This is a genomic window from Streptomyces sp. NPDC001970 (genome assembly GCF_053594115.1).
Genome location: NZ_JBSFDW010000043.1, coordinates 1 through 12,460, shown reverse-complemented (window position 1 = coordinate 12,460; position 12,460 = coordinate 1). Strand labels below are relative to the sequence as shown.

The window sequence follows — 12,460 nt, the reverse complement described above, 5'->3', positions numbered from 1 at the left end:
ATGTATTCCGGTATGGTGAGGGTGATCCGTCCGACGTTCGGTGATGCAGAGGTGTGCCCGATGGCTTCCCCCGTGCTCGACGCCCGCCCTGCGGCTCCCGCCGCTGCCGCCCCGCCGGTGCTGCGCCGCGCCGCCGGGCTGTTCGCGCTGCCCGAGGTCCGCTGGGCGGCGCTCTCCGCGGCCGCCTTCCTGCCGGCGCTGACGCTCGACCTCGGCGGCGCGCCCGCCTGGGCGTGGGGGCCGCTGTACGCGCTCTGTTACGCAGCCGGCGGCTGGGAGCCGGGCTTGGCGGGGCTTCGGGCGCTGCGGGAGCGGACGCTGGACGTGGACCTGCTCATGGTGGTGGCCGCGATCGGCGCCGCGGCGATCGGGCAGTTCCTGGACGGCGGACTGCTCATCGTGATCTTCGCCGTGTCCGGGGCGCTGGAGGCGCTGGCCACGCGGCGCACCGCCGACTCCGTGCGCGGGCTGCTCGACCTCGCGCCGGCCCGGGCCGTGCGGCTCTCGCGTGACGGAAGGGCCGGCACGGCGACGCAGGAGGCCGAGCGGGCCGGGGGTGCCGAGAGTGCTGGGCGGGCCGGGGGTGTCGAGGGCGCTGAGGGCGCCGGGGGCGCCGGGGGCGCCGAGGAGATCGTGGACGTTGCCGAGCTGACGGTCGGCGACACCGTGCTCGTGCGGCCCGGGGCGCGGCTGCCCGCCGACGGCACGGTCCTGCACGGCGCGAGCGACGTCGACCAGGCGACCATCACCGGCGAACCGCTCCCGGTCGCGAAGTCGCCCGGAGATCAGGTCTTCGCGGGCACCCTCAACGGCACGGGCGCACTGCGGATCCGCGTCGACGCGGACGCCGCCGACTCGGTCATCGCGCGGATCGTCGCCATGGTGGAGGAGGCAGGCGCGACCAAGGCCCCCACGCAGCTGTTCATCGAGAAGATCGAGCAGCGCTACTCGGTGGGGGTCGTCGTCGCGACGCTCGCGCTCTTCGCCGTGCCGCTCGCCCTCGGCGCGGACGTGACGCAGACGCTGCTGCGGGCCATGACCTTCATGATCGTGGCGTCGCCGTGCGCCGTCGTGCTCGCGACCATGCCGCCGCTGCTCTCCGCGATCTCCAATGCCGGGCGGCACGGCGTCCTCGTGAAGTCGGCCGTGGTGATGGAACGGCTCGGCGAGGTGGACCGGGTGGCCCTGGACAAGACCGGCACGCTGACCGAGGGCGCTCCGCGCGTGACGGGTGTGCACCTGCTGCCCGGTGGCGGTCTCGACGAGCGCGAGGTGCTGGCGCTGGCCGCGGCGGCCGAGCATCCGAGCGAGCATCCGCTGGCCCGTGCGGTGGTGGCCGCGGCACGGGAACGGGGCCTGGAGCTCCCCTCCGCAGCGGAGTTCGACTCCGAACCCGGCCGCGGTGTGCGCGCCGTCGTCGCCGGCCGCAAGGTCCGGGTCGGCAGCCCGGCGGTGCTGCTCGGCGAGGGCTGCGAGGCGGTTGACGTGTGCGAGGGCGACGGGCACACCGCGGTCGCCGTCGTCGTCGACGGTGTGCCCGTCGGCGTCCTGGGCCTCGCCGACCGGCTCCGGGCCGGAGCCCCCGCCGCGGTCGCCGCCCTCGGCCGCCTCGCCGGAGCGGCGCCCGTCCTGCTGACGGGCGACAACGAGCGCGCCGCCCGCCAGGTCGCCGACGAGACCGGCATCGACGACGTACGGGCCGCACTGCTGCCCGAGGACAAGGCTGCCGCGGTCCGGGCCTGGGAGCAGGCGGGGCGGCGGGTGCTGGTCGTCGGGGACGGCATCAATGACGCGCCCGCGCTGGCCGCCGCCCATGCATCGGTGGCGATGGGCCGGGCAGGCTCCGATCTGGCCCTGGAGACCGCGGACGCGGTCGTCGTACGCGACGAACTGACCGCAGTCCCCGCGGTGGTGGCTCTCTCCCGACGGGCCCGCGCGCTGGTGGCGCAGAACCTTGTCATCGCGGGCGTGTGCATCGGCGCCCTGGTGATCTGGGACCTCGCCGGCCATCTGCCGCTCCCGCTGGGCGTCGCGGGGCACGAGGGCTCGACCGTGCTGGTCGGGCTCAACGGGCTGCGCCTGCTGCGCGAGTCGGCGTGGCGGCGGGCGGTTGCGGCGTAGCGGTGCGGGGGTGATCGGGCGCGGGGGCGCCTGCGGCGGGCCGTCTCCCCGCCCCGCCCCTTCCCGAACCGGGGCGCTGCCCCAGCACCCACTGGGCTCCGCCCCAGCCCCCGGACCGGGGCTCCGCCCCAAGTCCCTTGCGAGAGGGGGCTCCGCGCCCGAAACCCCGCGTCTCCATCTCCCGCTACGCCCTGCGGCGTGGGGACCCTGGCGGGGCTCCTCCCGAGCCCTTCGGCCGAGCCCCCTTCGCCCTGCGGGCTTGGGGCGCGGGCGGGGGTTTGTTTGGAGTCCGTCCGGCTCGAGGCCGAGCGCTCTACGCCGGGCGGGCTTGGGGCGCGGGCGGTGGGGCTCCGTCCGAGTCCGTTCGGTACACGAGGACGGGCCCCCTTCGCCCTGCGGGCTTGGGGCGCGGGCGGGGGCTTGTTCGGAGTCCGTCCGGCTCGAGGCCGAGCGCTCTACGCCGGGCGGGCTTGGGGCGCGGGCGGTGGGGCTCCGTCCGAGTCCGTTCGGTACACGAGGCCGAGCCCCCTTCGCCCTGCGGGCTTGGGGCGCGGGCGGGGGCTTGTTTGGAGTCCGTCCGGCTCGAGGCCGAGCCCCCTTCGCCCTGCGGGCCTGGGGTGCGGGTGGTGGGGCTCCGTCCGAGTCCCTCCGGCTCGAGGACGGGTCCTGCGGGCTTGGGCGCAGGCGCGGGGGCTCCTTCCGAGCCCGTTCGGCGTCTGAGGACGGACACCCCTGCCGACCGGGCGGTGCGGGGCAGGCTTGAAGCCCGTCCGGCGTTTTCGGACGGGCATCCGGGCCCACCCGGCGCTACGGGGCGCGCCCCGTCAACCCTCCAGTTCCCGCAGCGCCTGCGTCAGCCATGCGATCCAGAACCGCTCGAGATCGATCCCGCCCCGCAGCACGACATGCCGGAGCCGGTCCTCGACCGAGTCCCGCTCCGGCGGGAAGTGCCGCTTCTCGATGTCGAGGTACTCGGTCAACTGGAGTTCGTGCAGGGAGAGGTGACGTCGCAGCTCGGCTTCCAGACCCTCCGTCCCGACCACGGCCGCCGCCCGCATCCGCAGCAGCAGCGCGTCCCGGATCGGCTTGGGATCCTCGGTCCTGCCCACCCACGCGGTGAGCTCCGTGCGGCCCGCGGGCAGGACCTCGTACTCCTTCTTCTGCCCGCGCGTGGGCTGCGCGGCGGGCAGGGCGCGGATGTGCCCCGCCTCCTCCAGCTTCCCCAGCTCCCGGTAGATCTGCTGGTGCGTGGCCGACCAGAAGTAGCCGATTGACCGGTCGAAGCGACGGGTCAGCTCCAGCCCCGACGACGGCTTTTCCAGCAGGGCGGTGAGGATCGCGTGCGGGAGTGACATGACCGCATCCTAAGGACGGGCGACCGGGGCGATCAGATCGCCGCCGCCAGCCGTGTGCCCTGGTCGATGGCGCGCTTCGCGTCCAGCTCCGCCGCGACGTCGGCGCCGCCGATGAGGTGCACGGTGAGTCCCGCCGCGCTCAGCTCCTCGTACAGATCGCGCCGCGGCTCCTGTCCCGCGCACAGCACGACCGTGTCCACGGCGAGCGTCGCGGGTGTGCCGTCGACGGTGAAGTGCAGACCGTCGTCGTCGATCCGGTCGTACGTCGCCCCGGCGACCATCGTGACCCCGCGGTGCTTGAGTTCGGTGCGGTGGATCCAGCCGGTCGTCTTGCCGAGTCCCGCGCCGACCTTGGTCGCCTTGCGCTGCAGCAGATGCACCGTGCGCGGGGGCTCCGGCCGCTCGGGGGCCCGCAGCCCGCCCGGTGTGGCGTAGGACGTGTCCACGCCCCACTGCCGGAAGTACGTCTCCGGATCCAGACTCGCCCCCTCGCCGCCGTCGGTGAGGAACTCCGCGACGTCGAAGCCGATCCCGCCCGCGCCGACGATGGCCACGCGCTCGCCGACCTTCGCCCCGTCGCGCAGGACATCGAGGTAGCTGACGACGCTCGGGTGATCGGCACCCTCGATCGCGGGCGTGCGGGGCGTGACCCCGGTGGCGACGACGATCTCGTCGTACCCGGTGACCAGCTCCGGCGTGACCGGCGTCTTCAGCCGCACCTCCACACCGCGCAGCTCCAGCTGCGTACGGAAGTAGCGGAGCGTCTCCTCGAACTCCTCCTTGCCCGGCACCCGCTTGGCGATGTTGAGCTGTCCGCCGATCTCGTCCGCGGCGTCGAAGAGCGTCACCTCGTGCCCGCGTTCGGCGGCCGACACCGCGAAGGCGAGCCCCGCGGGTCCTGCGCCGACGACGGCGAGGCGCTTGCGCAGCCGGGTGGGGGAGAGGACCAGCTCGGTCTCGTGGCAGGCACGCGGGTTGACCAGGCAGGAGGTGATCCTGCCGCTGAAGGTGTGGTCCAGGCAGGCCTGGTTGCAGCCGATGCAGGTGTTGATCGTCTCGGCGCGGTCCTCGCGCGCCTTCGCCACGAAGTCCGGGTCGGCCAGGAAGGGCCGCGCCATCGACACCATGTCGGCGCGTCCCTCGGCGAGCAGCCGTTCGGCCACCTCGGGCGTGTTGATCCGGTTGCTGGTGACGAGCGGCACCGACACCGAGCCCATGAGCTTCTGCGTCACCCAGGTGTAGGCGCCGCGCGGCACCGAGGTCGCGATCGTCGGGATGCGGGCCTCGTGCCAGCCGATACCGGTGTTGATGATCGTCGCGCCGGCCTCCTCGATCTCCTCGGCGAGGGCGACGACCTCCTCCAGCGACGAGCCGCCCGGCACCAGGTCGAGCATCGAGAGGCGGTAGATGATGATGAAATTTTCGCCGACGCGCTCGCGCGTGCGGCGGACGATCTCGCGCGGGAAGCGGGTGCGGTTGGCGTACGAGCCGCCCCAGCGGTCGTCCCGGCGGTTGGTGGCGCTCGCGATGAACTCGTTGATGAGATAGCCCTCGGAGCCCATGATCTCGACGCCGTCGTACCCGGCGGACTTCGCGAGCTCCGCCGCCCGCACGTAGTCCTCGACCGTCCGCTCGACGTCCTCGTCGGTGAGGGCACGCGGAACGAACGGGCTGATGGGGGCCTGGAGCGCGCTGGGCGCGACCAGCTGAGGGTGGTACGCGTACCGGCCGAAGTGCAGGATCTGCATGGCGATCCGTCCGCCCGCCGTATGCACCGCCTCGGTGATGGTGCGGTGCTGCGCCGCCTCCTCCTCGGTGGTGAGCTTGGCGCCGCCGTCGTACGGACGCCCCTCCTCGTTGGGGGCGATGCCGCCGGTGACGATCAGGCCGACCCCGCCGCGCGCGCGGGCGGCGTAGAAGGCGGCCATCCGCGCGAAGCCGTTCTCCGCCTCCTCCAGGCCGATGTGCATCGAGCCCATCAGCACCCGGTTGGGGAGTGTGGTGAACCCGAGGTCGAGCGGGCTCAGCAAGTGGGGATACGGGGTCATCCGGCGCCTCCTCGCGCAATGTCGTCGCCCCCTTTGTAGACGCCGGGGGGCCCGTTGTGCAACAAGTTGCACAACGGGCGGGGGGTGATGTGCGCTACGCCGGCACCGCCCAGCGGTCCAGCTCCTCCGGGGTGCGCGGCCCCGGAGTGTCCCCGGTCAGCAGGCCGTGCGCGCGCAGAACCTCCGCCGCCGCCAGCGCCCACGGCCTGCGCAGCCGCGCCACGTCGAGCAGCTCCCGGTCGGCGAGGAGCGCGGAGATCGCTCCCGTGCGCAGGCCCGCGGGGGACAGGACGGCCGCGTCGTCCGCCCAGCGCAGGGCGAGATCCACGTCGTGCGTGGCCATCACCACGGTCGTGCCCGCTCTCCGGAGCCGGTCCAGCACCTCCAGAAGCCGCTCCTGGCCGTGCGGGTCGAGGCCCGCGGTGGGCTCGTCCAGGATCAGCACCCGCGGCCGCATCGCCACCGCACCCGCGATCGCGGCCCGTTTGCGCTGGCCGTACGAGAGGAGATGCGTCGGCCGGTCCTCGAGCGCCGTGATGTCCAGCGCCTCCAGCGACTCGGCGACCCGCGCCCGTACCTCGTCCTCCGGCAGCCCCAGATTCATCGGCCCGAAGGACACGTCCTGACCGACGGAGGCCGCGAACAGCTGGTCGTCCGGGTCCTGCACGACGAGCTGCACGGTCGTCCTGAGCCGGGTCAGCCCGGTGCGGTCGTACGACACCGGCTCGCCGTCCAGCAGCAGCCGCCCCTGCCCGCACGGCAGCCCGCCGCTCAGCATCCGCAGCAGCGTCGTCTTGCCGCTGCCGTTGCGGCCGAGCAGCGCCAGCGAGCGCCCGGCGGCCACGGCGAAGTCCACTCCGGCGAGCACCTGCGGTCCCTCGGCGTACGCGTACCCGGCGTCGACCAGCTCCACCACGGGAGACTCGCTCATAGGACGGACCTTTCCAGTACGAGGGTGAGGGCGACGATCCCCGCGAGGAGCCCGCCGGTCGCGGCCAGGAAACGCACGGACACCGACGCCTGCGGCACCAGGACCCGAAGCGTCCCGTCGTAGCCGCGTCCGGCGAGCCCCGACTGGAGCCGCTGGGCCCGGTCGAAGGCGCGGACGAACGCGGTCGCCCCGAGGCCCGCGAGGGAACGCCACGTCGCCGCGCGGGAGGTGTGGCCGAGCCGGGCCGCCTGCGCGTCGCGGATCCGGCGCACCGAGTCGAGGAGCAGAAAGCTGATCCGGTACATGACCAGCGCCACATCGACCACCGGTGCCGGCACGCCCGCGCGCACCAGCCGGGGCAGTACGTCGGACACCGGTGTGGTGAACGCGAACAGCAGCACCCCGAGCGACGCCGCAGACGTCCGCAGCAGCAGCCGCCCCGCGTGCAGCGCCCCGTCCGGCGCGAGCGCCACGAACCCGGCGGGCCCGCCCACCGCGAACAGCAGCGGCACCGCCCCCGTCACACAGAACCCGAGCGGAATGCGCCACGCCCGCCACAGCTGCCGCGGCGCCACTCGGGCCGGGCCGAGCAGTACGGCGACGGCGGCGGCCGCGACCAGCACGGCGCCCGGCCACGGCGGCAGCGAGATCGCACAGACCGTCAGCCCGAGCCCGAGCACCGCCTTCTCGCACGGATGGCGGCGGCGCCAGCGACTGCTGTGCGCCGCCGCGTCGATCGGCAGCATCCGCGCCTACGCCTTGGTCTCCGTGGCGGAGGAGCCGACGTCCTCGAAGGCGCGCGCCGCCGCACGGGCCTCACCCTGCCGCCGCCCCCTGTTCAGCCCGAAGCAGTACGCCAGGACGCCGGCGCCGATCGCGGCCTGCAGCGAGAACAGCGCCGACTCGATCTCGCCCGACGGCGGTTCGTACAGAGGGCTGAACCAGGGCTCGTAATCCGGCTCGAGCTCGGTGATCGCCGCCTCCGCCTGCGCATCGGCACCGGTGAACGGCACCTCCTCGCCGTCCCCGAGACCCAGGACGAGCGGAAGTACGGCCAGCGCCGCCACGATCGCCAGCAGCAGCGTGTTGATCTTCGCATTACGGCTCATCGGACGACCGCCTCCGTCGTGTTCCCGCCCTGCAGCAGCACACCGAGCCGGGTCAGCTCACCCGTGCTCGACTGCACCAGCAGACGCATCACCAGCACGGTGAGCAGCCCCTCGCTGACCGCCAGCGGGAGCTGGGTGACCGCGAAGATGCCGCCGAACTTGCCGAGCGCGCCGAGGAAGCCGCTGCTCGGGTCGGGGAACGCCAGCGCCAGCTGCACGCTGGTGACGCAGTACGTGGACAGGTCCGCCACGAACGCGCCGAAGAACACGCTCACCATCAGCGGCAGTCCGGACCGCCGCAGCAGCCGGTACACCGCATATCCGGCCCACGGTCCGACGACCGCCATGGAGAAGACGTTGGCGCCGAGTGTGGTGAGCCCGCCGTGCGCGAGCAACAGTGCCTGGAACAGCAGGGTGATGGTGCCCAGCACCGCCATGATCGGCGGCCGGAACAGGATCGCGCCCAGACCCGTGCCGGTGGGATGGGAGCAACTGCCCGTCACCGAGGGAATCTTGAGCGCCGAAAGAACGAAGGTGAACGCACCGGACGCGCCGAGCAGCAGAGTCGACTCGGGATGGGACTTGACCTCGCGGGTGAGCGCCCGCACGCCGTGAACGACGAACGGGGCGGACGCGGCGCCCCAGGCGGCCGCGTGCAACGGGGGCAGATACCCCTCGGCTATATGCATGGTTGGGAGACCCTCTCCAGCACCTCGTGGATGGACAACGCGCCTTGGCCGGTCTCCTGGCTGACGGGAGGGGGCCTGGGGGTCTCTCCCCCAGATAACACAGGCTGCCGCCCAGGCTCCGCCTTCCCGGACGCCGCGGTCTCCCGCGGTGGTCCAGTGGCTTCCTTGCGGATGGAGCCGGACTTCCCGATCACAGTGGCGAGGGCCGCACCGGTACCGCACCGGTTTCCCGTTCACCAAGGCGGTGCGACACTAGTGCTTTGACCAGGTACATCACAAGTCGCGCACGGATGCGCACGGTCACACCTTGCGGTACGCGTACGCCTCCGTGGCCGCCGCTTCCACCGTGTCGAGGTCGCCGCCGGCGGACGCCGTGACGGCCGCGGCGATCGCGCCCTCGACGAACGGCGCATCCACCAGCCGGGTGCCCTGCGGCAGCTCGTCGCCCTCGGCGAGCAGCGCCTTCACCGTCAGCACGGCGCTGCCGAGGTCGGCCAGGACGGCGACGCCGGCTCCCTGGTCCACGGCCTCGGCGGCCGTCGTGATGAGCTCAGAGCTGGTGCCGAGCCCCCCGTCCGGAGTGCCGCCGGCGGGCGCGACCGGGGCCGCCGCGTCGCCGCCCGCGAGCTCGCGGGCGAGCTCGGCGACGGAAGCGGCGACCTGTGCGCTGTGCGAGACGAGGACGATCCCGACGAGGCTCACGACGCCTCCGCCGCAGCCGCCTCGTCCCCCGACACCGCTTGGCCGAGGGCGGCGATCAGCAGCGCCGAGGACGTGGCGCCGGGATCCTGGTGCCCGATGCTGCGCTCGCCCAGGTAGCTGGCCCTGCCCTTGCGCGCCAGCATCGGCACGGTCGCGAGCGCCCCCTGCTCGGCGGCCTCCCGGGCGGCGGCGAACGACTCGCCCAGCGCTTCCACGGCCGGCTCCAGCGCATCCAGCATCGTCTTGTCACCCGCGGTCGCGCCGCCGAGCTGCGCGACCGCGGCGACACCCGTGCGCAGGGCGTCGGCGAGCTGTTCCTGCGACACCTCGGTCGCGTCGCCGAGCGCCTTGCCCGCACGCCTCAGCAGGGTTCCGTAGAGCGGCCCGGAGGCTCCGCCGACCGTCGAGATCAGATGCCGTCCCGACAGGACGAGTACGGCTCCCGGGGTGTCGGGTGCCTCCTTGTCCAGAACGGCCGTGACGGCGGTGAACCCGCGCTGCATGTTGGTGCCGTGGTCGGCGTCGCCGATCGCCGAGTCCAGCTCGGTGAGGTGCGCGGCCTCACGGTCCACGGCGGCGGCGGTGGCGGACATCCAGCGGCGGAAGAACCCGGTGTCCAGTACGCGTGTTCCCTGACCCTCTGCCATGGTCAGCGCCCCCAGCGCAGCGCCGGGGTCTGCACGGGCGCGTCCCACAGCCGCAGCAGCTCCTCGTTCATCGCGCAGAGCGTCACCGAGCAGCCGGCCATGTCGAGCGAGGTGACGTAGTTCCCGACGAGCGTACGGGCCACGGGTACGCCCCGCTCGCCGAGCACGCGGTGCACCTCCGCGTTGAAGCCGTACAGCTCCAGCAGCGGCGTCGCGCCCATGCCGTTGACGAGCAGGAGGACCGGGCTGGACGGCGCGAGGTCCTCCAGGACCGCGTTCACCGCGAAATCCGCGATCTCTCGCGACGTCATCATCGGCCGACGCTCCCGGCCCGGCTCGCCGTGGATACCGATGCCCAACTCCAGTTCGCCCGGCGGGAGGTCGAACGTAGGACTTCCCTTGGCCGGTGTCGTGACCGCGCTCAGCGCCACGCCGAGGCTTCGCGACCGCGCGTTCACGTCGCGGGCGATCGACTCGACCCGCTCCAGCGGCGCGCCCTCCTCGGCCGCCGCGCCCGCGATCTTCTCCACGAACAGCGTCGCGCCGGTTCCGCGGCGGCCCGCCGTGTACAGACTGTCCGTCACCGCCACGTCGTCGTTCACCAGCACCTTGGCGATCTGGACGCCCTCGTCCTCGGCGAGCTCGGCCGCCATGTCGAAGTTGAGGACGTCGCCGGTGTAGTTCTTGACGACGAACAGGACTCCGGGCCCGCTGTCCACGGCGGCGGCGGCCCGTGCCATCTGGTCGGGCACCGGAGACGTGAACACCTCGCCCGGGCATGCCGCGGACAGCATCCCCGGACCGACGAACCCCCCGTGCAACGGCTCGTGTCCGGACCCGCCCCCGGACACCACCGCCACCTTTCCGGCGACGGGCGCGTCACCCCTCAGCACGACCCGGTTCTCGACGTCGACGGTCAGCTCGGGATGCGCGGCGGCCAGTCCCCGCAGGCCGTCGGCGACGACCGTCTCGGGCACATTGATGAGCATCCTCATGGGAACCTCCTGATGAGACTGGTAACGATCACTCTGTGCGGTCTGCTCAGGTCGGACGGGCCGGCGTCGGGGTGCACGCCCGGTCCTGCCAGTATCGGCGCAATCGGGCAGCGGGGCGCAGGACCCGCTTGGCTCGATTCGGCGGTTCGCCGTCGGCCCGCCGTACGCGGGCGCACTACGGCGGGGTCACACGGGGGGCCACGGCTGCCGCTTCCCGGCCGGAGAGCTCGTCGAGCGAGCGGCCGGCCGGTTCGATGCGGAAGACCAGGGTGACCACGAAGGCCAGCGCACCGGTCGCGGCGATGCCGTACAGCAGCGCGCTCTCTCCGACGGCCGTCAGCAGTACGGGGAAGAGGAACGTCCCCAGCGCGGCGCCGAGCTTGCCGCACCCGGCCGCGAAGCCATGACCCGCGGCAGAATCGCTTCTCGCAACTGTTCAGACCTCGGCTTTCTGCATGATCTGCACCATTGTCAGTGGTGCCCAGTAGGTTGGTTGGCCGTACCGGCTTTGATCGTGTGAAGGGGGTGGGCTGGATGATGCGTGCATACAAGTTCCGGCTCCGTCCCACGGCCCGGCAGGTGCAGGCATTGACGGAGATGCTGCGCGATCACTGCTCGCTATACAACGGCGCACTTCAGGAGCGGCGTGACGTCTTCCGGCACGCCTCCAGGACCACCGTCCGCTACGGGGCCCAGTCGGCTCAGCTCAAGGAGATCCGGGCGTGTGACCCGGAGCGTCAAGGCCGCTGGTCGTTCTCCAGCCAGCAGGCCACCTTGCGTCGGCTGGACAAGGCGTTCGCCGCGTTCTTCCGGCGCATCAAGGCTGCTCAGACACCCGGTTACCCCCGGTTCAAGGGCATCGGCCACTTCGACACGGTGGTGTTCCCGAAGGACGGGGACGGCTGCCGCTGGGACTCCACCCCGCACGACACCCAGACCCGCGTACGCCTCCAAGGTGTCGGGCACATCCGTGCACCAGCACCGGCCCGTGCGCGGCCGGGTGAAGACGATCTCGGTGAAACGCGAAGGCAGGCACTGGTACGTGATCCTCGCCTGTGACGAGGTGCCCGCCGAGCCGCTCGCGGCCACAGGGTCGATCGTCGGCATCGACATGGGTGTCACGCACTTCCTCACCACCAGCAACGGTGAGCACATCGCCAACCCGCGATTCCTTCAAGCTGCCGCCGAGAAGCTGGCCCAGACACAGCGCCACCTTTCGGCTTTCCGGAAGCGCACGAAGCGCCGGACGAAGAAGCATCGGGCGGTGGTCCGGAGGGTCGCCAAGCTGCATGCCAAGATCCGGCGGCAGCGGCTCGACCACCACCACAAGGCCGCGCTGGACCTTGTGCGCGATCACGACGTGATCGCCCACGAGCGGCTGAACACAGCAGGCATGACCCGCACCCCCAAGGCCAAGCCCGACCCCGGGAGAGAGGGCGCGTTCCTGCCGAACGGCGCGAGCGCGAAAGCGGGCTTGAACCGCAGCATTCTGGACACGGGTTGGGGCATCTTCCTGTCGATCCTGGCGAACAAGGCTGCAAGCGCCGGTCGCCACGTGATCGCAGTGGACGCCCGCAACACCTCCCGCACCTGTCCGCAGTGCGGGCACGTCGCGAAGGAGAACCGCACCACGCAAGCGAAGTTCGCATGCACCGCATGCGGGTTCCTTGCGCACGCCGACCACGTCGGCGCGTTGAACGTCGTCAACAGGGCCGGGCTGGTCCTCTGCGTCGGGGCCCAGCCACCGACGCAGGAAACCCGCGCCTTCAGGACTTTGTTGGCGGATTCGGTGACTGTCCTTGGTGATCTTGTTTGTTCGGGCAGTCTGGCGGTGGTTCGGTTCCATCTCGCGGGGAGGCAAGG

The 12,460-nt window shown here is 72.4% G+C and carries 10 protein-coding genes, 1 pseudogene and 1 riboswitch; of the genes and pseudogenes, 2 read left to right on the top strand and 9 right to left on the bottom strand.

Annotated elements, in window-relative coordinates:
* Window positions 1–60: 60 nt before the first annotated feature.
* The gene (locus ACWCP0_RS35530) at window positions 61–2,121 is read left to right on the top strand and encodes a heavy metal translocating P-type ATPase (protein ID WP_451082872.1); all 2,061 of its coding nucleotides are present in this window, start codon (window positions 61–63) and stop codon (window positions 2,119–2,121) included.
* A gap of 824 nt (window positions 2,122–2,945) precedes the next feature.
* Here ACWCP0_RS35530 and ACWCP0_RS35525 read toward each other — a convergent pair.
* The 9 genes from ACWCP0_RS35525 to dhaK all read right to left on the bottom strand — a co-directional run bounded on the left by ACWCP0_RS35525 (window position 2,946) and on the right by dhaK (window position 10,597).
* Entirely contained in the window at window positions 2,946–3,476 is a 531-nt protein-coding gene (locus ACWCP0_RS35525; RefSeq protein WP_451082871.1) for a PadR family transcriptional regulator, read from the bottom strand.
* Window positions 3,477–3,508: 32 nt separating this feature from the next.
* On the bottom strand, window positions 3,509–5,524 hold the full coding sequence (locus ACWCP0_RS35520) for an oxidoreductase (RefSeq protein WP_451082870.1): 2,016 nt from the start codon (window positions 5,522–5,524) through the stop codon (window positions 3,509–3,511).
* A gap of 94 nt (window positions 5,525–5,618) precedes the next feature.
* Window positions 5,619–6,455: an energy-coupling factor ABC transporter ATP-binding protein gene (locus ACWCP0_RS35515; protein WP_451082869.1), complete on the bottom strand. Its 837-nt coding sequence runs from the start codon at window positions 6,453–6,455 to the stop codon at window positions 5,619–5,621.
* Window positions 6,452–7,201, bottom strand: coding sequence for a cobalt ECF transporter T component CbiQ (cbiQ, locus tag ACWCP0_RS35510; RefSeq protein ID WP_451082868.1), 750 nt, complete (start codon window positions 7,199–7,201; stop codon window positions 6,452–6,454). The genes ACWCP0_RS35515 and cbiQ overlap by 4 nt, the downstream gene beginning before the upstream one ends.
* A gap of 6 nt (window positions 7,202–7,207) precedes the next feature.
* Window positions 7,208–7,564: an energy-coupling factor ABC transporter substrate-binding protein gene (locus ACWCP0_RS35505; RefSeq protein ID WP_451082867.1), complete on the bottom strand. Its 357-nt coding sequence runs from the start codon at window positions 7,562–7,564 to the stop codon at window positions 7,208–7,210.
* Entirely contained in the window at window positions 7,561–8,253 is a 693-nt protein-coding gene (locus tag ACWCP0_RS35500; RefSeq protein WP_451082866.1) for an energy-coupling factor ABC transporter permease, read from the bottom strand. The genes ACWCP0_RS35505 and ACWCP0_RS35500 overlap by 4 nt, the downstream gene beginning before the upstream one ends.
* A 29-nt stretch (window positions 8,254–8,282) precedes the next feature.
* Window positions 8,283–8,536, bottom strand: a riboswitch (cobalamin riboswitch).
* Window positions 8,537–8,553: 17 nt separating this feature from the next.
* Window positions 8,554–8,955 carry a dihydroxyacetone kinase phosphoryl donor subunit DhaM gene (dhaM, locus tag ACWCP0_RS35495; protein ID WP_451082865.1) on the bottom strand — a complete coding sequence of 134 codons (402 nt, stop codon included), beginning with the start codon at window positions 8,953–8,955 and terminating at the stop codon, window positions 8,554–8,556.
* A complete protein-coding gene (gene dhaL / locus ACWCP0_RS35490; RefSeq protein ID WP_451082864.1) occupies window positions 8,952–9,602 on the bottom strand; it encodes a dihydroxyacetone kinase subunit DhaL in 651 nt (216 codons plus the stop codon). The genes dhaM and dhaL overlap by 4 nt, the downstream gene beginning before the upstream one ends.
* A 2-nt stretch (window positions 9,603–9,604) precedes the next feature.
* Window positions 9,605–10,597, bottom strand: a complete 993-nt coding sequence (dhaK, locus tag ACWCP0_RS35485; RefSeq protein ID WP_451082863.1) for a dihydroxyacetone kinase subunit DhaK — start codon at window positions 10,595–10,597, stop codon at window positions 9,605–9,607.
* A gap of 534 nt (window positions 10,598–11,131) precedes the next feature.
* Here dhaK and ACWCP0_RS35480 point away from each other — a divergent pair.
* Window positions 11,132–12,335 (top strand): annotated as a pseudogene (locus ACWCP0_RS35480) (RNA-guided endonuclease InsQ/TnpB family protein); the annotation flags it as partial.
* Between the last annotated feature and the right edge of the window lie 125 nt (window positions 12,336–12,460).

Coding starts and splice junctions, on each gene's coding strand:
- ACWCP0_RS35500 (WP_451082866.1), bottom strand. CDS start 8,253: ATGCATATAGCCGAGGGGTATCTGCCCCCGTTGCACGCGGCCGCCTGG.
- dhaK (WP_451082863.1), bottom strand. CDS start 10,597: ATGAGGATGCTCATCAATGTGCCCGAGACGGTCGTCGCCGACGGCCTG.
- ACWCP0_RS35515 (WP_451082869.1), bottom strand. CDS start 6,455: ATGAGCGAGTCTCCCGTGGTGGAGCTGGTCGACGCCGGGTACGCGTAC.
- cbiQ (WP_451082868.1), bottom strand. CDS start 7,201: ATGCTGCCGATCGACGCGGCGGCGCACAGCAGTCGCTGGCGCCGCCGC.
- dhaL (WP_451082864.1), bottom strand. CDS start 9,602: ATGGCAGAGGGTCAGGGAACACGCGTACTGGACACCGGGTTCTTCCGC.
- ACWCP0_RS35530 (WP_451082872.1), top strand. CDS start 61: ATGGCTTCCCCCGTGCTCGACGCCCGCCCTGCGGCTCCCGCCGCTGCC.
- ACWCP0_RS35505 (WP_451082867.1), bottom strand. CDS start 7,564: ATGAGCCGTAATGCGAAGATCAACACGCTGCTGCTGGCGATCGTGGCG.
- ACWCP0_RS35525 (WP_451082871.1), bottom strand. CDS start 3,476: ATGTCACTCCCGCACGCGATCCTCACCGCCCTGCTGGAAAAGCCGTCG.
- ACWCP0_RS35520 (WP_451082870.1), bottom strand. CDS start 5,524: ATGACCCCGTATCCCCACTTGCTGAGCCCGCTCGACCTCGGGTTCACC.